Annotated in this window: 23 protein-coding genes and 1 pseudogene; 4 read left to right on the forward strand and 20 right to left on the reverse strand. The window is 67.6% G+C overall.

Annotated features, from left to right (window positions below; all coding sequences use genetic code 11):
- Positions 1-56 precede the first annotated feature (56 nt).
- From ACIBL4_RS19790 to ACIBL4_RS19805, 4 genes are read left to right on the forward strand one after another with little or no spacing between them, the layout of a single operon-like run.
- Complete coding sequence (locus ACIBL4_RS19790; RefSeq protein ID WP_399411756.1) at positions 57-1,082, forward strand: glycosyltransferase; 1,026 nt, start codon at positions 57-59, stop codon at positions 1,080-1,082.
- Positions 1,079-1,552, forward strand: coding sequence for a DUF6221 family protein (locus ACIBL4_RS19795; protein ID WP_399411758.1), 474 nt, complete (start codon positions 1,079-1,081; stop codon positions 1,550-1,552). The genes ACIBL4_RS19790 and ACIBL4_RS19795 overlap by 4 nt, the downstream gene beginning before the upstream one ends.
- A complete protein-coding gene (locus ACIBL4_RS19800; protein WP_399411760.1) occupies positions 1,549-2,412 on the forward strand; it encodes a hypothetical protein in 864 nt (287 codons plus the stop codon). The genes ACIBL4_RS19795 and ACIBL4_RS19800 overlap by 4 nt, the downstream gene beginning before the upstream one ends.
- Positions 2,412-2,639, forward strand: coding sequence for a hypothetical protein (locus tag ACIBL4_RS19805; RefSeq protein ID WP_399411762.1), 228 nt, complete (start codon positions 2,412-2,414; stop codon positions 2,637-2,639). The genes ACIBL4_RS19800 and ACIBL4_RS19805 overlap by 1 nt, the downstream gene beginning before the upstream one ends.
- Before the next feature lie 89 nt (positions 2,640-2,728).
- Here ACIBL4_RS19805 and ACIBL4_RS19810 read toward each other — a convergent pair whose 3' ends face one another.
- The 20 genes and pseudogenes from ACIBL4_RS19810 to ACIBL4_RS19905 form a co-directional block, all read right to left on the reverse strand.
- Entirely contained in the window at positions 2,729-2,929 is a 201-nt protein-coding gene (locus ACIBL4_RS19810; protein ID WP_399411764.1) for a hypothetical protein, read from the reverse strand.
- A 16-nt stretch (positions 2,930-2,945) separates the two neighbouring features.
- Positions 2,946-3,992 carry a hypothetical protein gene (locus tag ACIBL4_RS19815; RefSeq protein ID WP_399411766.1) on the reverse strand — a complete coding sequence of 349 codons (1,047 nt, stop codon included), beginning with the start codon at positions 3,990-3,992 and terminating at the stop codon, positions 2,946-2,948.
- Entirely contained in the window at positions 3,985-4,566 is a 582-nt protein-coding gene (locus ACIBL4_RS19820; protein WP_399411768.1) for a hypothetical protein, read from the reverse strand. The genes ACIBL4_RS19815 and ACIBL4_RS19820 overlap by 8 nt, the downstream gene beginning before the upstream one ends.
- Positions 4,567-4,574: 8 nt before the next feature.
- Positions 4,575-7,451: a hypothetical protein gene (locus tag ACIBL4_RS19825; RefSeq protein ID WP_399411770.1), complete on the reverse strand. Its 2,877-nt coding sequence runs from the start codon at positions 7,449-7,451 to the stop codon at positions 4,575-4,577.
- Positions 7,452-7,455: 4 nt separating this feature from the next.
- Positions 7,456-8,661 carry a hypothetical protein gene (locus tag ACIBL4_RS19830; protein WP_399411772.1) on the reverse strand — a complete coding sequence of 402 codons (1,206 nt, stop codon included), beginning with the start codon at positions 8,659-8,661 and terminating at the stop codon, positions 7,456-7,458.
- Complete coding sequence (locus ACIBL4_RS19835; RefSeq protein ID WP_399411774.1) at positions 8,661-12,353, reverse strand: hypothetical protein; 3,693 nt, start codon at positions 12,351-12,353, stop codon at positions 8,661-8,663. Before ACIBL4_RS19835 ends, ACIBL4_RS19830 begins: the two co-directional genes overlap by 1 nt.
- Positions 12,354-12,359: 6 nt before the next feature.
- Positions 12,360-12,494, reverse strand: coding sequence for a hypothetical protein (locus ACIBL4_RS19840; RefSeq protein ID WP_399411776.1), 135 nt, complete (start codon positions 12,492-12,494; stop codon positions 12,360-12,362).
- Positions 12,495-12,640: 146 nt separating this feature from the next.
- Positions 12,641-13,057 carry a hypothetical protein gene (locus ACIBL4_RS19845; RefSeq protein WP_399411778.1) on the reverse strand — a complete coding sequence of 139 codons (417 nt, stop codon included), beginning with the start codon at positions 13,055-13,057 and terminating at the stop codon, positions 12,641-12,643.
- A gap of 8 nt (positions 13,058-13,065) precedes the next feature.
- Complete coding sequence (locus ACIBL4_RS19850) at positions 13,066-13,626, reverse strand: hypothetical protein (RefSeq protein WP_399411780.1); 561 nt, start codon at positions 13,624-13,626, stop codon at positions 13,066-13,068.
- Positions 13,627-13,629: 3 nt separating this feature from the next.
- Positions 13,630-13,818: a hypothetical protein gene (locus ACIBL4_RS19855; RefSeq protein ID WP_399411782.1), complete on the reverse strand. Its 189-nt coding sequence runs from the start codon at positions 13,816-13,818 to the stop codon at positions 13,630-13,632.
- A gap of 8 nt (positions 13,819-13,826) precedes the next feature.
- Positions 13,827-14,279, reverse strand: coding sequence for a hypothetical protein (locus ACIBL4_RS19860; protein ID WP_399411784.1), 453 nt, complete (start codon positions 14,277-14,279; stop codon positions 13,827-13,829).
- The gene (locus tag ACIBL4_RS19865; RefSeq protein WP_399411786.1) at positions 14,279-14,656 is read right to left on the reverse strand and encodes an HK97 gp10 family phage protein; all 378 of its coding nucleotides are present in this window, start codon (positions 14,654-14,656) and stop codon (positions 14,279-14,281) included. Before ACIBL4_RS19865 ends, ACIBL4_RS19860 begins: the two co-directional genes overlap by 1 nt.
- Before the next feature lie 98 nt (positions 14,657-14,754).
- Positions 14,755-15,114, reverse strand: coding sequence for a hypothetical protein (locus ACIBL4_RS19870; protein WP_399411788.1), 360 nt, complete (start codon positions 15,112-15,114; stop codon positions 14,755-14,757).
- Entirely contained in the window at positions 15,090-15,533 is a 444-nt protein-coding gene (locus tag ACIBL4_RS19875; protein ID WP_399411790.1) for a hypothetical protein, read from the reverse strand. The genes ACIBL4_RS19870 and ACIBL4_RS19875 overlap by 25 nt, the downstream gene beginning before the upstream one ends.
- A gap of 1 nt (position 15,534) precedes the next feature.
- Positions 15,535-15,987, reverse strand: a complete 453-nt coding sequence (locus ACIBL4_RS19880; RefSeq protein ID WP_399411792.1) for a hypothetical protein — start codon at positions 15,985-15,987, stop codon at positions 15,535-15,537.
- Positions 15,988-16,052: 65 nt separating this feature from the next.
- Positions 16,053-16,988, reverse strand: a pseudogene (locus ACIBL4_RS19885) (phage major capsid protein); the annotation flags it as partial.
- Between the two features lie 117 nt (positions 16,989-17,105).
- Positions 17,106-17,900: a hypothetical protein gene (locus ACIBL4_RS19890; RefSeq protein WP_399411794.1), complete on the reverse strand. Its 795-nt coding sequence runs from the start codon at positions 17,898-17,900 to the stop codon at positions 17,106-17,108.
- Between the two features lie 35 nt (positions 17,901-17,935).
- Complete coding sequence (locus tag ACIBL4_RS19895) at positions 17,936-18,976, reverse strand: hypothetical protein (RefSeq protein ID WP_399411796.1); 1,041 nt, start codon at positions 18,974-18,976, stop codon at positions 17,936-17,938.
- Complete coding sequence (locus ACIBL4_RS19900) at positions 18,973-20,493, reverse strand: phage portal protein (RefSeq protein ID WP_399411798.1); 1,521 nt, start codon at positions 20,491-20,493, stop codon at positions 18,973-18,975. The genes ACIBL4_RS19895 and ACIBL4_RS19900 overlap by 4 nt, the downstream gene beginning before the upstream one ends.
- Before the next feature lie 45 nt (positions 20,494-20,538).
- Complete coding sequence (locus tag ACIBL4_RS19905) at positions 20,539-22,086, reverse strand: hypothetical protein (protein WP_399411800.1); 1,548 nt, start codon at positions 22,084-22,086, stop codon at positions 20,539-20,541.
- Between the last annotated feature and the right edge of the window lie 2 nt (positions 22,087-22,088).

A 22,088-nucleotide genomic window follows, 5' to 3' on the forward strand; every position in this document is an offset into this window, starting at 1 on the left:
CGCCGCACTTCGCGGGCGCCGGTGCAGCTGGTGCGGAAAGCACACGGGGGCCTGACGTGCGGATCCACTTTTGGACGGCCGACGAGGCGGGCTCCGGCCTGTACCGGGGGGTGCTGCCCGCGATGGCCCTCAACTGGCTCGGCCACAACACGAGCGCCAGCCCGTACCTGCCCGGCAGTTGGCGGGAGCAGGGCCTGAACGTGGTCGTCGGCTGCCGTGTCGCCAAGTCTCAGCCGTCCAAGACGTGGCGGGAGATGCGCGACCACGGTATCCGGCTCGTGCTCGACTTGGACGACGACTACTTCCACCTCGACCCGTCCAACACAGCCGCCTACCAACTGTGGACCGACCCCGCCCTGCGGCAGGGTTTGATCGACAACATGCAGGTGGCGCACACCGTCACCTGCTGCTCCGAGCCGCTAGCTGCCGTGCTGCGCGAGCACCACGACGACGTGCGGGTCGTCGGCAACGGGCTGCCCGCCCAGTACCTGGGCGAGGTCCGCGACTACGACCCTGAGGTGCTGTCGGTCGGCTGGGCCGGCACGTCGTCCACGGTGCACGAACTGCAGGTGCCGGGGGTGGTGCGGGCGCTGAACCGGATCTCCGGCTACCGTCGGCCCGGCGAGACCTTCGTGCGGCTGGTCGGAATCGATGCGCGCACGGCGATGGCGAGCGGCCTGCGCGGGGACCGTCTGGGCGCGCTGGGCTGGGTGGAGAACTTCGGGCACTACCTGGCGGCGGTGAAGGAGTTCGACGTGTGGGTGGCCCCGTACCGGGACATCCCGTTCAACCGGGCGAAGTTCCCGACGAAGTGGTTGGAGTCGTCGATGCTCGGGATCCCGCTGATCGCTTCCGACATTGAGCCGTACCGGCGGGTGATCCGGCATGGGGAGAACGGGTTCCTCGTCCGGCGGGAGCACGAGTGGGGGCGCATCCTCAAGCAGCTCGCCGATGATCCCGACCTGCGGCAGCGGGTCGGCATGGCGGCTCGGGCCGAAGCCTCGGGGTCGATCCTGCAAGCGGTCAACCGGCAGTGGGAATCTGCCCTCACCGCAACGGCGAGCGAGAGGGCAGCGGCATGAGTGACGATCTGGTGCAGTTCCTGCGCGACCGGCTGAGTGAGGACTTCGAGGCGGTTCGACGGGTGATTGGAGTCAACGTCATGGCCGCCGTCCAGGACGGGAAGCCCGTACCGCGCTGGGTTCCCAGCCCCAAAGAAGACGCTGGGGTCTGGGATACGGACCTCCAGCCTCGGGTGAAGTTCGCGTGGCCGCGAGAGCGGGACCACATCATTCGCTACGACCCGGCCCGCGCCCTCGCCGAGGTCGAAGCCAAGCGGCGAATGCTGGAGAAGCTCCTCGGCGAGGGGCATGCGGTGCTGCGGCCGGGCGGTTCGACCGAGGTCTACTGCGGCGCCGACTACGGGGACGGCAGCCCTTGCGACTGCGGGCGGGATGAACGTGTCAGCCACTCCCTTCGCGTCCTCGCCTCCGTGTACGCCAGCCATCCCGACTACCGCGCGGAATGGCGCGCAGGAGAGGACACCACATGATCGACGGCCGCCGCGTGATCGCCTGGACACCCTACGGCAGGCGCCGGACGTACAGCATCCTCGCCAAGTACCTGCAGCGGGACGTCGAGCGCGGGCTCATCGACGAAGCCTGGGCCTACATGAACACAGACCCGCAGGGTCAGGAAGACGACATCGCCTACGCCCACGAGCTCGACGAGCAGCACGACTGGTTCAAGCTCGTCCACCGGCCCGACGGCATCAACCTCGGGCGGCTCCCCAAGCAGCGCTACACGGGACTGGCGTACCGGTACATGACCGACCCGGACACCGTGTACCTGCGCCTCGACGACGACGTCGTCTACCTGCACGACGACGCCATTGAGAACCTCGTCCGGGCCCGCATCGAGATGCCCTCCCCGATCGCCGTGTTCCCCGTCATCATCAACAACGCGATCTGCAGCCACTTCCTCCAAGCCTGCGGGAAGATCCCCATGGAGTGGGGGCAGGTGGCCGCCTACTGCATGGACCCCACCGGATGGGCCAACGGGCCGTTCGCCGTGAAGCTGCACGAGATGCTGCTCGACCACGTCGAGGCCGGCACGGTCGAAGACCTGTACCTCTACCAGGACTTCCCCCTCCAGCCCGGCACCCAGTTCTCCGTGAGCTGTTTCGCCAGCCGCGGCGAGGACTACGCGGCACTCCCCAAGCCCGGCGTCCTCGTCCCCGACGAGGAAGAGAGCTGGCATACCGTGCACCAGCCGCTCGCCACCGGCCGGCCGAACATCCTCCGCGGCGACGCCATTGTGTCGCACTGGAGCTTCTTCCCGCAGCATCCGTTCCTCAACAACACCAATCTCCTGGACCGGTACCGGGAGCTCGCAGACAAGGCGGTGGCGTGATGGGCCAGCAGATCAGTATCGAAGACGCGCTGGAAGCGTTCCGGAAGCGGCACGGTGAGGTCGCCGACGAGAACGTCCTTCTCCGGGCCCAGGTCGCCGTGCTGGAGCGGCGGGTAGAGGAACTGGAGCAGCAGAACAGCCTTCTCCAGGGCGCCTCACAGCGGCCGTCGCCCGGTGAGTCTGAGTCTCCAGGGGCCGGCCCGTACTCGGGCGACGAGCGCCCCTAGGGTCGCCGCCAGCCGAGCAGGCTGCCGATGGCGATGATGCCGACCTCAATGAGCAGGATGACCTGGAACGTGGACATTGCGGGTCCCTTCTAGGCGGGCGTGGACGCAACCGAGTAGGTGGTGGCCGCCACCGACGTGGCGCCCGCTTCCGTGAGTGCCTGCTTGACTGCGTCGACGACGGCCTGGTCCTCGACGGGGTCGCTGCTGTGGATGACCGCGAGGCGGACCTCGACGCCGCTCTCGGAGGGGAAGGCGCCGACGACCTTGGTCCACGGGTAGGGCAGTTCCATGATGTCTCCTTCGGGGTCAGGCCACTCGGGTGAGCTGCATCCACGAGTCGGTGCGGAGGATGGTGGCGGTCGCATCGAGTGCGGCCTGCGACCACTGGACGGTGAAGGCGCCGGCCGACGAGGTGCGGACGATGCCCATGACCTGTACGGCCTGGTTGGTGGTGTCACCGCCGTAAGAACGCAGCTGGGTCGTGCCGACGTCGTTGGCGTTCATGCGGACGGTCCAGCCGCCGGTGCCGATAGAGGCGGTAACGTCGCGTCCCATGCCCGTGCCTTGCCAGGACCCGGCGGCTCCGGTCGGCTGGCTGAAGCCGATGTTGATGTCGCCCGTGGTGCCCGCCTGGTAGACGAGGTAGGCGAAGAGCAGGTAGTGGGCGCTGGCGGCGAGTGAGACCGTGAGATGCGGGTCGTCGGCCATGGTGGTGCTGCTGGCCCGGGACGTGTCTGCAGTCTTGCGGGCGTACAGCATCTGCCCGATCCCCGAAACGGTGAGGTTGCCACCGACAATGAAGTTGTCGTCGGTGCGGAGGGTGTCGGTGGCGCTGCGGTACAGGTTGGTGTCGGCGGCTGCTGCGCCGCCTGGCCCCCAGTTCATGCTGCCGTCGGCGTTGATGAAGAGGCGGCTTGAAGTGTCGCCATTGACGCGTAGGGAGATGGCGTTGGTCCCGGCGCTGCTGCGGTAGGCGCGGAAGAGGCCGTCGGTGGTGAGGGCGCCTGCTCCGTCGCGGCGCAGGTTGGTGTCGCCGCCGAGGGTGATGCTGGACGCGCTGGATAGGGCCAGGTTGCCGCCGTAGGTGCCGCTGCTGTTGGGGATCTCCACCCACGAGGCGCTGGCTGGGCTGGTGCCGTTGGAGAAGTAGGTGCGGTAGCTCGTGTTGGTCTCGAAGATGGGCTTGCCGCTGTACGGGGACGATGGGCGTGTGGTCGAGGTGACCGGCTGGAAGCCGACTGCGGCGTCGAGCTTGTCGAGGTTCTGGCCGATGTCCTGGGTGTAGGACACGTCTTCGGATCCGTCGGAGGCGGATTTGTACATGCCCAGCCGTGTGGTGGGGGTGTCAGGCACGGCTCGTCTCCTTTACGGTGCGCGTGTGCGCCTCGGGGTCTATGACGATGTCGGCGTTCCTGGGCGCCGGCTCGCCGCGCATGGCGCGCCGGACCGAGTCGACGAGCGCCGCCTTCTGGCGCAGGCCCTCCCCGGTGACGCCGTGCTGCTGCCGGATGATGTCGAGTGGATCCTGCTTGCCCTTTGGCGGTGTGATGCGGATGCGGGTTTTGGCGTCGGCGATCCGCAGCCGGTGTGCCTCGCGGGCGTCGGCGATCGTCGGCGCGTTGTGCAATCGGATGGGCTCTGCTGTCGCAGCCCCGGCCTGGAGGACGGTCATCCCGGCTCGCACTGCGGGGTCTTCGCGGCCCGCGATGGGGTCGGTGGGATCGGTGGCCCACGGCTCGTGGAGGATGATGTCCAGCGCTTCATCGACGCTGTCCAGCCCGTACTCGGCCATGCGCCATTCGATGGTCGACGGGGGGAAGGTGTGGGCGTGGATGCTGCCGTCGGGCTTGCGCATGGACACCATCCAGATGGGTGTGCCCTGCGCTGTGGTGGTGGCTTCGACCGTTTCCACCTGATAGATGTCCATGAGGTTCCTTAGATTCGGAAGGCCCAGAAATAGACGCTCCAGGCGCCGTTGGCGGCGGGGCTGATGGTCACGGTGAACCCGGTCGTTGTGGAGTCGGTGATGGCGTTCGAGTGGACGACGTCGTCGCGGATCGACACGATCGGCAGCAGCTGGGTGAGCATGGTCGGGCCGAACGTGGCGGCCCAGCTGGAGGCGCCGCTCGGCGGCGAGACGGAGCCGGTGAACAGGCCTTCGTTGGAGTCGACGGCGACGAAGTCCCGGTAGCGGCCGATGTGGCGGGTCAGGCCGCTTTCGAAGGTGAAGTAGTTCGCGGTGGAGGCGGTGCCGCTGTCCCACCCGATCTTCGCTTGGGTGGCCGTTGCTGAATACACACCTCCATCGAGGCCGCCGCTGTTGTACCCGGCGAAGAAGTTGCTGGTGGTGTAGCGGCTGTAGCCGCCGCGGCGGGCCTGGGTGTCCTCCCGGATGATGGCGATCTCGCTGGTGCCGCTGGTGAGGTAGGCGCGGGCGTACACGGTGACGCCGCTGTCGTCGAAGGTGCCGCTGTTGACGCCGACGTTGGAGTCGGTGCCGGTGGAAGAGGTGTTGATGTAGGCGTAGTTGCTGCCGCTGTTGGCGTAGAAGCGCAGCTCTGGCAGCAGTGTCGAGGTGGGCATGATCTCCAGGCGGCGGCCGGAGGTGCCCGAGATGAGCTGGCCGAGGATGGAGACCGACCCGTCTGCCGCGGCGATAGCGACAGTTTGCTGACCGGCCGCGTTCCAGCATCCGATGCCGCCCGAGTTGAGTTCGACGCGGGCTCCGGTGTCGGCGGTCTTGATGCGGGCGCCGACAACCCAGTCAGCAGAGATGGTGCCAGCGGTGACCTTACTGACGGTCAGGTCGGAGATGTGTGCGTCGTCGATGAGCAGCGCGGTCGCCGAGGCCGCGTCGGACGGTCCGGACTTGTTGCCGGTCTTGTCGACCGCCACGACCCGCACGTAGCGGGTCGAGACTTCCTCCACCTGCACCGTGGTGACGGCCGGGATCTGCGCCTGAATCATCCCCGCGGTGGCACTGACCTTGCCCTTCAGGGTGGCCTCGGTCGGAGTGAAGCCGGGCTCGTAGGAGACGTGGATCTCCAGATGCTGCAGGTCCGACTCGAGGTTGTAGGTGCCGCCTGAGCTCTTGCCGAGGCTGTGTGTGATCTGCAGGGCGATCCGTGATCCGGCTACCGTCGGGGCGGCCGGCGTGGACGGGGGGATGTTGTCCTCGCTGGCGACGAACGTGGCCGTGTTGGACCAGGCGCCGCGGTTGCCGGCCTTGTCTACGGCCCTGATCTGCACGTCGTAGCCGACGCCGGGGCTGAGGTCGTTGAGCTGCGCCGTGGACTCGCCCCACGCGACGAACATCGTCTGCCACTGGCCGGTGGGGGCCACGAAGGGCTGCCCCCAGGTCTCCATGTCGGCCCAGGTGATTTGGGAGACCTGGGTCCAGGTGGCGGGGTAGATGAGGTCGGCGTCGACGGCGTAGCGGATCTCGTAGTGGTCGCCGTCCAACACGGTGCTGCCGTCGACGTTGTTCGGGGCGTTCCAGGCGATGATGGTGCGCGCGCGGGTGTAGCCGCGCGAGTCGAGGTAGGCGCTGCCGGTGAACGGGGTGACGAACGTGGGCACGCCAGGCAGGGACGTGTCTTGGCTGGGGCGGGTGCCGATGGGTTGGGCGCCGGATCCTTCGAGGGCGCGGGCGAAGCCGCCGACGGTGACGTAGACGGTGTGGGAGCCGTCCCATTCGACGTGGTCGGTGAGGTCGTACCAGACGCCGTTGGCGTCCCGGTAGGCGACGGTGTACCCGTCGGTGATCGGCCATTTGGCTTCGGTGACCTGGAGCTTGATGGGGTTGAGGCGCTCGCCGCGGAAGGTGATCTCGTTGTCTGGGTCGACGAGTCCGGCGTTGGGGTCCCACACCCACACGTAGTCGCCGACGGTGAAGCTGCCCTCGATGTAGTAGTTGTCGGTCTCGACGACGAGTTCGTCCTGAGACGCCGTGTACTGGGACAGCAGCAGTTCGGCCCGGGTGTCGGCGAGGGTGACGCCGGTATCCGACTCGCTGGCCAGCCGCGTGAGCTTCAGGGACCCGCCGTGGATGTTCTTGTACGGGTTCAGGCCGGGTGAGATGTCCGCGGTGCCTGTGGCGATCGATTCGCCCTCCCCCTCGGCGAGCAGGACGACGCGGGTGGTGTAGTCCTCCATGTCGCGGGTGACTCCGAAGGCGCCGGGCACGGACTCGATCCCGGACGTGTCCTTGCCTGCTGTCTTGCGGGAGATCACGCACCGCGGGTCGGTGACGTACAGGGCCGTCTCAGGGCCGGCATCCAGGGTGGCGTTGCCGTTGACACGCCAGCTGACCTTCTGTCCCGAGGAGGCGGTGAATGTGTCAGCAACATAGGCAATGGCTTTGCGGGGTGTCTCGTACTGGTGGCGGCCGGAGTAGGTGCCTGCGACGCTGTGCAGCGTGCCTTCGGTGACTGCGCCGGATGCGGGCAGTAGGGCTCGGATGGCGTTGGCGAAGGTGGCGCTGTTGATCGTGACAGGGGTTTCGTAGACGTCGCCCTTATCCTCGTCGTCGCCCAGCCAGAAGTTCATGCCGACGCCGCCGAGCTCGTAGCCCTGCTCGATCTGCTTGGTGCGCCGGTCGTCGCCAGAGTTGTCGCGCTTGCGGACGACGCCGACGTAACGGGCCACTCCGGGGGCAAGAAGGTTGTCGCCGTACTGGGCGGGGTCTAGGCGGCCAGGAATGAAGGCGACATGGCCGAAGAAGTCGACCTGGTCCCACAGGTCCGGTGGGGTGGTCGACTTGAGGGTGATGTCCCACGAGCCGAGGGCACCGAGGACTTGGTTGACGGTCACAGGGTCACCGCCTCACCGCGTAGATGATCTCTGGGAGGGCGCCGATGTACTGATTGCGCAGGTCGGTTGCCGCATCCCCGGAGACAGCGCTGCCCCCGCCGGCGGCGACTCCGATCCAGAAGTCGAGTGTGGTCGTGGCTGCCTTCTGCACGCCTCCGTTGGTGTGGGCGGTGAAGGTGCGGGCGGATCCGGCGGCGAATCGGTTGCCGTCGGCGTCGTTGCTGGTGGCCGTGACGTAGCCGGATGCGGCGAAGCTGGTGTTCGCCTCGAGGCTTGAGCGGTAGGCGGCGAGGGTGTTGGAGCTGGTGGTCTGCAGGTAGCCCTCGACGGTGCGGCTGCCGCGGCGCAGCGTGAGATCGAGTGTGGCGCGCCCTGGGTTGAGGCCTTTGCTGAGCCTGAGGATGACGTGCTCGCAGTCGTTGCGGAGCAGGGTCGCCCCGTCCCACGAGGTGATCGAAGCACCGGAGCCTGCCGCGCTGACGTTCCACAGCTTGGAGCGCCAAGCGCCGCCGGTGTAGGCCTGCACGTCGAACGTTGCCGATGCGCCCGGGGTGACGTTGACGAGGCCGTTGGTGAGGGCCCAGCCGGTCGGTGACACGGATTGGTCGACCCCGCACAGCTCGGTGCCGCTCGAGGTGAGCCGTACCCGCCCATTGAGGTAGGCGGTGGTGGCGCAGCCCCAGCGCGGGGATACCCCGGCGGGGATGCTGCGGTAGACGGTCATAGCGCCGTCAGCTCCGGTGCGGGTCATCGTCGTAGGGTTCGAGGTGCCCGTCTGGTAGCCGTAGTGGCCGATCGGCGGGGCATGCCACCGCTCCCCCGTCAGGGCGAAGTCGTTCACCCTCGAGACGCCGGTCAGGCGGGACTGGAGGTCGACTTCGCTATCGGAGCCGAGCCTCGTCAGGCCGAGCTTCCAATCCGAGGTGACGACATCGGTGCGCCACTCGGTGTAGTCCGCGGACACCGAATCGACGTTGACGTAGGCGTTGCGCTCCGGCTTGTCGGTGAACGTCAGCGGCATCACCGTGCCGGACTCCAGGGCGGTGATGTTGTCGTGCCGCCACACCAGCTCACTGCGCGTCAGCGGAGGTGAGGACTCCTGCCCCTCCAGATCGAGCGTGCGCTGCGTACCGACCGACTCGGCCTCCTTGAATGTTTCCCTCAACAACAGGCGGCCGATCTTCAGATCTCCCCAGTCACCCTGCGGCATCAGCGCCTCCGGCCCTTCTGGTAGTCGAGGAGCGCGTCATTGATGTCCTTGACCATCGCCGTGGCGAAGGCCTTCCGCTCGGCCGCTGACGGAAGGGTCATCGTGTTGAACGTCGCCGTCAGGTTCACAGAGGGCGCTGCACCGGCCCCCGTAGCGGCAGGCACCGCGGCTCGGAGCATGGCCGGCTTGGTGCGCAGCCCGGCGGTGCTGCCGGTGAGGAGCGTGTTGCCCTGGGCCATGCGCTTGACCCAGCCAGCCTCGACGCCCTGGAAGGCGAAGTTTCCAATCGGCTCCATCACCCGGCTGGGGCTCTTGATGCCGAGGGCCTTCTTGATGGACTTCTCCATCGCCTTGGCGATGGACATCATCGCCGCCTCAATGGCGGACTGCTGCGCCGTCAGCCCCTTCACCAGGCCCTCGGCCGCCCTGAGGCCGGCCCCGTACATGGCGTCCGCGGTGACCGTGCCGGCCTTGGTAGCCGACGCTTCGAGCTGCTTCTGCAGGGCGTTGATCTCGGCGATCTGCTCAGGGGTGGCGTTCAACAGCGACTGGGCGGTGGCCATACCGCCGCCGGTAACGCCCGCCTGAGCGATGTTGCTGATCGCGGTCGCGTTCAGGCCCCTCGCCTTGAGCTGATCAAGCTGCGCGGCAAACTCGGTGGTGCGCCCGGTGTCGGACCGCAGCTGGTTGATGAGGGTGTCGGCCGACGTACCGTACTTGCCGAGCTTTGTGATGTTGCCGAAGCCGACCAGCGACGAGGCCACGCTGGTCTTGAGGTTGTCGAACTTGCCCTTCAGGTCTTCAAGGCTGCCCTTCGCCTTCTCCAGCGACGCGGTGACCTTGTCGTACTGATCGTTCAGCGCGAACAGCTTCTTCGCCGACGACGTGATCTGCTTCTGCAGTGCGGCGTTGGTCCCCTTGGAGAACCCCGCCTTGGACACCTGCGTCTGCAACTGGTTGAGGAAGTCGACCAGGGCAGACTCTGAGCGCTCTTTGCCGAGCTTGCTGCTGATCTCGGCGTTCTGCACACCGGCAATGTGCGACATGTCGGTGAGAGTGGTGTTCGCGGTCAGGTAGCCGCGGGCTTCCTTCTTCCGCTGGAGTTCAGCCTTCTGCTTCTCGGTGAGCTTGCCGCCCTTCGCGAACCCGGGCACGCTCAGGCGTCCGGCGTTGAGGGCGTCGAAGAATGGCACACCGTACTTGTCGACCGCTGCCGCACGGATCACGTACTCGGTGTCGGAGACGCGAGCCGCAGCACCGGAGCCCATGAGGGCGAGGATGCTGTCTGACATGCTGCTGCCGGGCCCGTCGACGTAGCCGCCGAAGGGGAAGTACTGGACGTCACCGCCTCCGGCGTAGCCTGGCACTCGGCCGCCCCGGGCCAGACCTGCGTTGGGTCCGCGACCACCCTTGCCTGTGTTGATGACCCGGTTCTCGGTGATGTTGATGTAGTGCTTGGTCGTGGTGACGTAGGTCTTGGCGGTCTTCCCGTCCAGGGCGGCCAAGGCCCTGCGGACTGCGTCGATGGGGCCGATGGCTTTCCCGTTGGCCGTGAACACCTCGGTGCGCCCGTCGGGGAGCTGTCGGGTCTTCAGGCCCACCGCTTCCAGGGCTTTGATCGCGGCGGCGTTGAGTGTGGAGACCGTCACCGTCTTCGCGCCAGGCGTCTTGCGGATCTCGGCCTGCACCGCCTGAAGCCCGGTGATCGCCTCTTGGCGTTCCAGCTTGACCACGGTCTTGATCTCGCCTGGTGCGCCCAGCAGGGTGTTGACGTAGTCGCGTGCCTTCTCTTTGCTGCCGAGCGTGGCCGTCGCCAACTGCATCATTTTCGCGCGGAGCTGGTCCGACTTGCTGGTCATCGACCCCAGCGACTCACCCGCCGCCAAACCGGCGGCCAGCATTTCGTCGTGGGCTTTCGCAGCCGCCGACATAGCTTGGCCGTTCTTCCGGCCCGCCTCGCTGTTCAGGTTGAGGGTGTTGCCGTTCTCCCGGAAGGAGGCGGTCAGGTCGTCGATGGCCTGCTCGAACGCGATCTGGGAGTCGTAGGCGGATCGGTTGACGTCGTTCAACGCCATGATCGACTGCCTCAAGCCGTCCGCGCTGGCCTTCTGCGCGTCCAGCTTGCTCTTCGTCTCCATGGCCTGCTGCCCGAACAGCCCCATGCCCTGGGCGGCCAGCTGTTGCTCCGCTTTGAGGGAGGCGACCGATGCCCGGTACTCGGGGAACAGGGCGTTGATCTCCTTGGTGGAGAAGCCCGCTTCCCGCAGAGAGTCCCGCATGACGTTGAAGTCCTGCGCGGCCTGCGTGGCGTAGCCGGACGACACCATCCCGGCCATGGCCTGGTCAAGGCTGTTGAAGTCGTCCTTCAGGGCGCCGAGGGACTCGGACCCCTTCGCCATGTCGTTGATCTTGCCGGAGATCCAGTCGGCGACATCGTCCAGCACCGGAATGCGGAACCCGAACGCCGTGTTGCTCGCCTTCTCCGCCTCCGTGTGAAGCTTCTTGACCTTCTCCACCAGGCCGTCGAGGTCACCGAATGTCTTCTGCAACTCGCCGCTGAACCGGCCCGTCGTGGCGAGGTTCTTCAAGCTGGTCGCCAGCCGGTCGACATCCGGCGGCGCGCCGCGCGCCCTGTCCGCCAACTTGTCGATCGCGATCGCCCCGATCGCCAGCACGCCCAAGCCGATGCCCGCCTTCTGCACCGCGGTCATGCTCGCGGCCGTCGCGCGCAGCGTCGTGCCCACGCCAGCGGCGCGCATCACCGCAAAGTAGGCGGCGAGCCGGGCCACGGCCCCCGAGGCGGCGACCGTGTTGACCGCGGCCACGCCGACAGCGACCAGCTTCAGTGCCGCATACATCTGCAGCATGGTCGACAAGGCGCTGGGTGGGATTGCGTTGGCCATCTCAGCCAGGGCGTTGGCCACCGTGAGCATGGTGATGCCGAGATCACCGCCTGCCGCAGTCAGGTTCAGCGCAAGCTCGGCGAGGTTGGCGAGCAGGTCTCCGAGGATTGGGCCCGCCTCCTTCGCCGTATCGGCGAAGTCGTCGAAGCCGCCGCCGACAGCGAAGCTTGCTACGGCCCTAGACAGGTCGAGGACGCCGTCGAGGACGAAGCGGAGCGATCCCCTGGAGAACTCGGTGAAGTCGGCCATCATGCGGTCGAAGCCCGGCGACGCCACCTCGCCAGCGACGAGCGTGAGGAAGCGGTCCAGCTCGGCCGACGTGCCCTTCACCAGGCCGGTTGTCTTCGGCAGCATCGCCTGGAACAGCTGGAATGAGTGCGTGAACACCGGCATCGTGTCGGCGGCCAGGGAATCCGACCACTCCTTGTACTCATCCGTCAGCGCGGACCAGGCCGCCGCAGCCTCGCGCGTGGCCTTCGGCATGCCGGCGATTGCCCGCTGATACTCCAGCTGGGCTTTGGCCGCCTCCTTCGAACCCCGGCCGCTCTGTGCGACAGCTTCCTGATACTTGCCCTGGGCTTCGGACGCTTTCTTGATGTCCGCGACTTGCTTGCCCGCCGCGAGCCCGAATGCCGCCACGCCCGCGCCGGCTGAGGCGAGTCCGGCTGCGGCCACGCCAGCCACGGGGCCGACAGCGCCGAGTGCACCGACGAGGCCGGTGATTGCGGATAGGGCCTTGTCGGTTTTGGCTTCGACCTCGACGTGCCCGGAGGCGATCAGGAAGGACACTGCTGGTCACACCTCCACGCGTTCGATGAGGCCGGGGACGATGAGGTTGAGGGCGTCGGGTGACACCTCGTCCGGCTGATCGGGTGCGGCAGGTGCGGCTGCCTGTGCGGGTTGGTCGAGGCTGGCTACGACGGCGGCCATGGCGCCGTCGTAGGCGGGCAGGCGGGCGGCGAGGGACAGGAACCGTTTCGCGTCGAGCCTTGGGGCGTTTTCCAGATCGATGCCGTAGATGGCGAGGAAGTCCGCGTCAACATCGCCGCGGTACTCACCGATCCAGGCAACATCGACTAGCTGGCCGGTGAAGCGTCCGAGGCTTTTCCCGCCTCGTCCTCGCCGCGGCTGGCCCGCTTGTCCTGGTCAAAGAACAGGTTGCTGATCAGCTTGATGGCTTGGTCGAACTGGTCCTGGGTGATGTCCTCGGCCTCGTAGTGGGTGAGGAGTCGCTGGTACTGGTCGGTGCCCAGCACCAGCTCCGCCACGTACATGGAGCCGAACAGAGGGCCGTCGCGGCGCATCTTGTCGATGCCGAGATACACGATCCGCGGCGAGATCAGCTTGGGGACTGTGAAGGGCTCGTCGTCGATGTAGAACAGCGGCTCGCGGGCCTCGTCGACGGCCGGAGTCGAGGCGGTCGACAGGCGCAGCACGCTGTCGTCTTCGGCGGGCACCGGAGCGGTGCGGGTCTTGGGCGCTCGGGCGGTCACGGTGGCTCCTAGCTGGTGGCGTCGACGAGCTTGAACGGGGCGATCGAGGCAGAGACGTAGAAGCCCTGCCACTTCACGGTGAAGAGGGTCTGTCCGTCCTTCTTGTAGGTCGACTCGACCTTGTCGTTGGACAGGCACTTACGGACGATGAACCGTCGCCGGAACTGCTGGGGGGCATAGCCGTCGAGGATGATCGCCCGGTAGGTGGGCTGCGTCGCCGAGGAGGCGTAGATCGGCTCGAAGGACTTGTAGCCCGCCCCCGACGCGGCGGTGCCGTCGTTGAGGAGGTACTTCAGGTTCTCGAGGGTGGCCTCGGCGAGGTTCGTCTCGACCGTGAACAGGCGCTTGGTGAGGCGGGCGCCGGGTTCGTCGACGATCTGGTCGACCTCGAGCGCGGTGTACGTCTGGTCGATGGACAGCTTGACGCCGTCCTGCGTGCCGCCGAGATCGGTCCAGGAGGACGCGGCGGGCGTGGTGTTGACGGCTGTGTCGAGGGGCTCGACTGCGCCGAAGGATCCGATGTACAGGTCCGCCGGCCCCATGATCAGGTTTGTTGCGGTGACCGCCATGGCCTAGTTCTCCTTGCTGCTTTTCGCGGCGGGGGTCTTGGCCGGTGCGGCGGCAGGAGCGGGGGCACGCTCGGTCTCGGCGGCGGGCTCGTCCTTCTGGACGAGGAGGCCCTGCCGCGTGAGGTCGACGTACTCGGTGTCGGAGACGTCGAGGTCGACGTCGGGCTGCATGGTGGTTCGGACGGTCGGCACGGGCGCTCCTAGAGGGTGATCCAGTGCAGGGCGAGATCTGCCTGATAGCGGGCGTAGGAGGAGTCGTCGCCCGGCATTCGCCGCGGCTCGGACGTGAAGTGGGCTGTGAGGACACGGGCCTGCGGATAGCCCGGGCGCAGCGTGAGAGCCCGCTGAAGCCCTGCCTCGTCGTAGGTGGCGGCTACGACGAGCTCCATGAGGGAGGCGGCTTTGCCCCATGGAGGTTTGCCAGTGTTGAGATTGACGGCGTAGCAGTCGACCTGAACGACCGGCTCGCGCAGCGCGTAGTACAACTGCGGTGTCCCGCCCACGGCCCCCACGACGTGCACGAAGCCGTTCGTTTCCCACGCTGAGGCGTCGGACGGCAGAGTGGTGGCGACCTGTCCCGGCTCGATGCCTTCCGCAGAGGCCAGCCAGGCGACTGCGACGAGCTCCGTGTTCGCCTTGGGGGTGACCGCCATCAGAGACTCCCCCGCCGCTTGTACAACGCGGGCCGGATGAACGGCTGCGCTGGGGTGCCGGGATGCCAGACGCGGTTGACGGGGTGCCGGGCGCCGGGCCAGTACAGCGCCGCGGCGTTCACGGGCCTGATCTCGTGCGGTCCGGAGCCGAACTCGACCGTCGACCAGTACGGCACATTGCGGACCCCGACACGGAGCTGGCCGCGGTTCACCTCGTGGTAGAGGGATCCGCGCAGTCGGCCGGTTCGTACCGGGGCCATGCGTTCCATGTCGTTTTGGATCTCGCGGCCGAGCTTTCGGAGGTAGCGGGTGATGGCGTTGCGGACCCAGCCCTGCCAACCATGGTTGACCTTGACTTCGAAGTTCGCGCTGAGCATCGCCCTCACCTCCTCTACGGCTGGCGGGTCTCGGTGCCCTGCTGGCTGGCCGTTTACGGGCCGTGGATGCCTGCTGGGCGGTCGCTATGTCGGAGCCTTCAGGCGGCTCGTCCTGTGCGTTTCAGGTCCGCGCGCAGCGGCTGCGTGAGGACTGGGTTGGCGTTGCGGGTGACGGCGACGACGATGTAGATCTCGCTTGTCTGTTCGTCCTTGATCCGCTTGGTTTCGTCGACGGTCGTGCCGGGGGGCAGGCGGCAGATGTGGGTGCGGATGATGCGGGGCGTGCCGGTGACGGGTTCGTTGACCGTGCGCGTCGACTCGATCAGCGACGCTGGGACGTCCGATGTGAGGACGGTGGTGCCGTCGGTTTCGTCGCCGAACTCGTCCTCGCTGGTGCCGCCGAGGATGCTGACGGTGGTGGTGGCGACGTACATCAGCCGCCCCCCGTCGGCGTCCACGGGAGCTGCTCGTCGCTGGCGTCGGAGAGCGGGTCGGCGTAGCCGCGCTGCCCGTCGACGAACGGGGACCGCACGTGGATGGTGCGGGACCGCATCCAGGAGCAACGCTGCAGCGCCCACTTCGCCTCCGGGCCCAGCGTCATGGCCTTGTCGGTGAGGTTGGCGACGACGCCGTCCTGCTGTACCTGGTTGGCGTCCAGGCGGGTGTGCAGGTCGTACTGCCCTTTCAGCCACGCCGCCTGGTAGGCGACGGCCTTGCGCAGCCAGTACAGGTCACGGGTACGGATCCGCGAGGTGTCGTCGAAGATCCTGTTGGACAGCATCTCGATCGACGACTGGGCCTGCAGCAGCTGGCCATCGGTCACCGTGGTGCCGGTGATGTCGATGACCTGCTGTGGGGTGGCCCAAGCGTCGACCATGTCAGCCCTCGGCCTTGCTGCTGCTGGTGTCCTTGCCGTCGGCCTCGATGACGTCGCGCGGCGTGGTGGTGTCCTCGGGCTCGTGGTCCACCGAGGACGGCACCGTCTCTACCGAGTAGGTGAGGACGAGTGAGACGCCGTCGGGGTGCTCTTCCTGGCCGTCGAAGGAGACTTCACCGCGCGGGTGCAGGCCGCGCTGGATCGCCTCGTTCACCACACCGGCACGGTTCGCCTCGTGCTGGTAGTCCTCGCCCGTCCACCGCGCGGCCGGGACGACGAACTCCTTGACGTGGCGTGTTCCCTCGGCGCCGTCGGCGGAGCGTTCGTCGACCTCAACCTCGGGTGCTCCGGCCTTCGCGGGGAACTGCCGCTGCCGAAGCTGCTCGCGGTCCTCGCCCTTCGGGGCCTGCGCCGCGGTGGCTCCGGTCTTGCTGCTGGTCTTCCTGGTTGCCACGGCTCACCTCCCTTCTGTGGGCCGTACCGCCCGGAGCCGGCGGGCGGTACGGCGTTTGAGGGTGATCAGCCGACGAGGATGCTGGCGCCGTTGGGGTGGCCGTAGGCCCAGCCGCGGCGGGCGCGCATCTTGAGGATCGACTCGTCGGTGAGGGCGGACAGACCGTCGCGGCCGTCGATGAACACCGATTCGGGGCCGGAGCGGACGCCGAGGAGCATGAGCTCGGGGTTGACGAACGCCATGATCGGCCGTCCGGTCGGGGTGGGCGTGGCGGTGGCGGAGATCTTCGCGCCGAGGCTCCAGCGGACCGGTACACCGAAGATCGTGTCGGGGGTTCCGGCGCCGTTCTCGTTGAAGATCGGGCGGCTCTGGCCGTCGACGACGCCGCGCAGGCTCTTGCGGAACGCGGGATGGGCGATGGCCATCATGCTGCCCGGGTCGAAGTAGTCGCCGGACTCGACGTTGCCGATCGCGGTAGAGAACTCCGTGTACGTGGGGGCGCCAGCCGCGGCGGCGGTGGTGACGTTCGTGCCGCCGGTGTAGCTGAGGGTGGCGTCGGTGGTGTTCAGCAGCTGGTACAGCGACGTGAACGGCACGGTGGTGCCGTTGGCCGCAGCCGACACCGCGAGCGACGCGTTGTCGATCATCTTGGCGTAGGACTTGCCCCAACCGACCATCTTCGCCTCGATGACGTTCGCCACCGAGTCGTTGATGTCCTCCTCGGCGATGCGCGCGGCCTTACCGAACTTGACCGCGGTCAGGAGGACTTCGTCGTTGAGGGAGGTGTCCTCACCGTAGGCGCCACCCTTGGCGACCACATCCACACCCATACCGGCGGTGCGCGGCACATGCTTGGTGTCGGATCCCATGGGGATGCGGGCGGCGAGCGCCTCAACGGCGGAGATCTGCTGGATGGACTGGATGACCCGGGAAGTCTCGTACTCTTCCGGGATCCATGCCTCAAGGGTGTTGCGCGCCATGCTGGCCCTCCTGCGGGCGGCGTGATGGGGGTAAGCGGTTGAGGCTCGGGCCCCATCACGGGCGCCTTCGCAAGCAAGGGCGGCGGCAAGCTCCGATCACCGGAGCAATTCACCTGGTGCTGAATATACCTCTTGTGGTCAAGCCCTGCCCAGCAGTCGCGCGGCATGCAGCTCCGCCGTCGACTTGGGCTTCTCCGGCGCCGGCTGCCGCGGCGCGCCCGTCGGTCGCGGCTTAACCTTCCGGGCCTGCGCGGCGAACAGCTCCGGGTAGTCGCGGCGCAGCTCGTCGATGGCGGCATCCAGGCCGGACACGGAGCCGTCGTCGTCGACGTCGAGCGAGTCGGTATCCACCAGCTTCAGGAGTCGCTTGATGCGGGACTCCCCCTTCTCCCGGGCGCCCGCCGACTCGGGGTCCTTCTCGTCCTGCAGGAACGCCAGTGCTCCGGCCTCTATCAGCGCGGAGCGGGCCGCGGTGCGGACCAGCGGTGCCCGGAAGCGGCGCTCGCCCTCCTCGCGGGCCTCCCGGAGCGCCTTCTCGTGCTCGGTCTCGTCTCCGCGGGCTTTCTCTTCCAGCTCCTTGTTGCGGAGCCGGTGCCTCTTCGCGTCGTCGTTGGCCTTCTTCAACGCGGCCTGCGTGCGCGCCCACTCATCCTTCGACGGCGGCTTGTAGTCGTCGTCGCCCGGCTTCGGCTCGGCCTTCTTCGCGGGAGGCTTCGGCTTCGGTTCTTCGTCCGGCTCTCCCTCGGGCCTGTCGTCAGTCCCGGGCTCCGCCTCCGGTTCCTCGTCGGGCACCTCGGTGTCCGGCTCGTCGTCGGTCTCGGCGGCGCCGGCTATGACGCGGATGGGTCGGCCGTCGGCGCGGTAGCCGAGGATCGTGCCGGGCGGCAGGCTGATTGCCGCAGCCTCGGCTGTGTCGAGCTCAAGGTCTTTCATGTGGTGCTCCCATCTCGGGGGTTGCGGGTTACCCATCACGGGCCGGTCGGTACGGTGCGGTCTTGGAAGCGGCCAGCGGCCACGGCGAGCCGCGCGACTTCTTCCACGCTCTTCGGCAGGCCAGCGCCGACGCGCAGGAGTTCGCGGGCGGCGCGGATGCGGGCCGCGCCGGATTCGGTGGGCAGGGACCAGCCGCGGGCGATCGAGCGGCGCGCCTCACGGCGCAGCGCCTCCGGCATTGAGATGACGCCCTGCTGCGCCCACGACTCGTCCCACGCCGTCACACGGCACCGGCAGTTCGGATGCAGCGGCGGCGCATCGGGGGCCTTGCCGCGGCCACGCTGGCTGGGATCCCACGACAAGCCGGCCGGGAACTTGGCGTCGGCTGCCACGACGAGCCCGGCGTAGGCGGCGCAGTTGACGCAGGCGTCCCGCTCGGCGATCCACACCTTCTTGGCGCCGGTGTAGTCGATGGCTGCCTGGGTGGCTTCGTTGACGGCCTCGCCGACGACGGTGGTGATGTGGGTGCGGACAGCGGTGGTGGCGCTGCGTGCGACGCCGATGCCGGCCTGGGCGTCGCTCCAGCGGCGGACGAGGTTCGGCCGGAGCATGGCTAGGGCTCGGTCGCGGCGGTCGGCCACCGCGTCGCTGATGGCGGATACGCGTTCACGCAGACGCTGAGATGGGCGTGTCGAGACGGGGCGCCGGCTCCGTCCCGTGGCTTCGTCGAGGAACGCGGCATGCTGGCGGGCGCCGAGCCGCACCGCTTCGAGGAGCGCGTCACTGAGGGCCTGTTCGGTCCGGGGTGCGAGCGGGCCGAGGAGGCGGCGGATCGCCGCCCGGATCACGGCGAGGATGCGGCGGAGCGCGCCGGGATTAGAGGCCTCTGCTTGCGGGCTGCCGAATGCGACGGTCCACGCGGTGATGGACCGGCGAGTTAGGACGCCGAAGCGCGCCTCAAGGTCGCTCAGCGCGCGTGCGGCGATGCGGTCCTCGAAGGCGCGGACTTCGTCGGTCTGTTCGCCCTGCACCAGGTGGGCGAGTTCCTCGTTGCGGTCGGGGCGGCGGGCCATCATGCCTGGGCCTGCGCTTCGGCGAGGAGCTCAACGTCGGACAGGGCGCCGTTTAGGAGCTGCTGGGCCTGCTCGCTGGTGACCACGCCGAGAGCCGTGGCGGCGCCCAGCTTCTGCGCGGAGTCGGCGAGGCTGGCGAGGATGGTGACACGGCGCTGCAGCTCCGCGTCGTCCACACCGGCCAGCCAGGCGTCGACCTGCTCGGCCCGGTATCCGGCCTCCATGAGAGCCTGCCTGCGCGGCACCCCGGCGTCGATCTTCGCCTTGACGGTCTGCCAGCCCTGCGCGTCGGTAACGGACTTGGCCGGCACCCAGTCGACGTTGACGACCGGGTCGACCACGCCGAAGCGGCGCAGCGCGAACACGAACGCCTCGTGCAGGGTCGCTCCGTAGGACGTCTGCCGGTTCTCGACCTTGCTGATGAACGGTCCGTCCTCCTCGCGGTACGACTCGCCTGAGCGCTGGTTGGACTGCGGGTCGAACATGCGCAGCGGCGTGTCCGTGATCTGCGCCATCGCCCGCACGTTGAACTGGATCGGGTCGAGGAACACGTCGGGCTTCGCGGCATCGAACTGGCCGACGCCCTTGAAGCCCCGGAGCAGCCACAGTTCCCCGGGCCCGGCCTTGAGGCTGCTGTCGTCGCCAGAGTCGGTGGGGCCAGCACCAGCGTCGTCGGGCGGGAAGTCGTCGAAATCCCCGGGCTCCAGGTCGCTGGTGTCGGTGGTGGCGTTCTCGGTGAGCGCGTACCGCTGGGGTGCTCCCTGGTAGTCGACGGTGCCCATATGGGTGGCCTGGAGTTTGGTGATGGCGTTCTGCGGGCCATAGGCGCCGAAGTGCTCGGGCACGCCGTAGGGGCGGTCGGTGCGGAAGTGGAACACGGGCTGCTCGCCCCAGTCGTGTTCGAGGAGCCACGAGTCGGCATCGTCGGGGTCGGCGGGCCAGTGCATCCAGTCGCCCGGCTTGTCGCCGTCAGAGTTCTGGCCGGTGGTCCAGCGTTCGATGCGGTCGTCGTACAGCAGCTCGGCGCGGTGGTACTTACCCTCACACCACTTCTTGATCGTGTACGCCTTGCGCCGCGGGTTGTCCTCGCTGTAGATCACCCGCACGGTCTTGGGCGAGTTGTAGAACATCTCGACCCTGACGACCTGGCCCTTTTCGTCCTCCACGGGGAGGACGAACAGGTAGGCGTCACCGAACTCTCCGCCGCGGCGGAACAGGTCGGGCATCTCCAGGTTGAGCTGGTTGTCCTGCCAGATCTTCGAGATGAGCGTGTTGACGTCGTCGTCGGGGCTGGTGACCGATGCGATCTTGAGCCGGTTGGTGACGGCATTGACGGGGGTCTTGGCGAAGTTGAGGTCGAAGTCGATGTCGTTCGCGGCGAGGGCGCGCCGGATGCGGGTCGAGCTGAAGACCTCGGGGACCTTGCCGTCGTAGTAGGCCTCGGCCTGGTCGTAGCGGGGGCGGGCGTCCTTCAGCTCTTCGATGCCGTACATGAGGTCGTCGAGCGACTCGTCATCCAATGCGGCCCTCCCTCGTCAAGGCAAGCATACGCAGTCACCTTGGAATCAAAGGTAACTTGCCTTTGTGGCCTTTGATGCTTCCCTCGGCTTGTTGGGGATGAAGCGTCGTATCGCCGACCCCACCGCATCCACCAGGTCGTCGTGCGGCGCCTTCGGGAACGCGCACATCTGCTGCTCCAACTCGACCAGCCGCCGCGCATGGATCACCCGGCCACGCTGGTAGTGATGCAGGACCCCCTCGGCGCGGACGAACTTGTTCTCCGTCTGCGACACCGGCTTCACCTTCACCGGCATGTCGTGCAGGATCGCCTGCCACGTGTCCTGCCCCTGATTCACCTCGATCAGGATCAGCCCGATCTCCGGGAACTCATCGAGCAGCGCCAGCACCCGCTCCCGCAGTAGCGGGCCCGGCTGGATCTTCATGGCCGTGGCCGCGTGCACGGTGCACCGGCGACGTTGCGCCGACCACGACACCACCGCCATCGCCGTAAAGTCGCTGCCCTTCTTCGCCGTTACCGCGGGGTCGATCGACAGCATCATGTGCGTGATCGGGTCCACGCCCTCGTCGCCCGGGTAGCGGAAGTCGTCCGGCGTCCACAGATCGCCGTTTGCGCCCATCGGATCGTTGGCCATGTTTTTTGCATAGCTGCGGGTGTGGGCTATGGACGTCAGGTACGGGTAAGGCCACTTCGCTGGCCATACGCTGCGCTCGGTGCCGTCGTCCCGTTTGATGATCGGCGGGGTGTAGTGGGCTCGGAAGCCTTCCTCTTGGATCCAGTCTGCCGTCTCCACGCCGCGGGCATGCTTGACGAGCTGATGCACGATGCTGCCGGGCATTGTCACGGTGCCGGATATGACGACACGCGCGTAAACATTGAGGGGCAGAATCGAGTCGATCAGAGTGGTGCGCCGCTTCCGCGCCAAATCCAGGCTGTAACTGCTCTCATCAGGCTCGATGTCGTCACACAGGATGAGGTCGGGCCTGCGCTCGCCGACCTTCATGCCGAGGTTCGACGAGTCGATGCCGCGGGCGGCGAACACGAACCCGGACTCGGCGATGTACATCGACTGGGTGTCCGCCACGTTGGCGCCGGATGGGCGCTTGGCCGGTGTGCACAGGGTGCGGAAATCGCGGCGCAGCAGCTCGTTGCGGTCGATCTCCGCCTTGAACGTGGACAGGTGGGTCTCCGCCTGGGTGGCGGACGACGCGAACGCCGCAGCGAACTTGACGTGCCCGTGGGCGGCGGCCCACATCGGCAGGATCAAAAACCACCAGGTGCTTTTCCCCATGTTGCGGGGGGCGATGTAGGCGTCGCGGTCCACGGCCGGCCGGGTGGGCGGGCGTACCCATTTGCGTGCGGCGCGGCACCAGTCGAGGTGCGCGTCCCCGAAGGTGATGCGACCCTCACTGTCGCGGAGGTGGTGGCGCAGATAGACGAGGCCGAACAGCAGCGGGTTGAGGCGGGTGAGGGTTCGGCGGCCTTCCGGGTCGTCGAGGATCTCGGCGTCGAACTGGGCGAGGTAGGCCGTCAGGTCGAAGGTTTCGGCGTCCAGGCCGTCGAGGTAACTGGGCGCGCGGACCGCGGTCGCCATCA

The organism is Streptomyces sp. NPDC050416, from assembly GCF_044458845.1.
Taxonomy (GTDB): Bacteria; Actinomycetota; Actinomycetes; order Streptomycetales; family Streptomycetaceae; genus Streptomyces.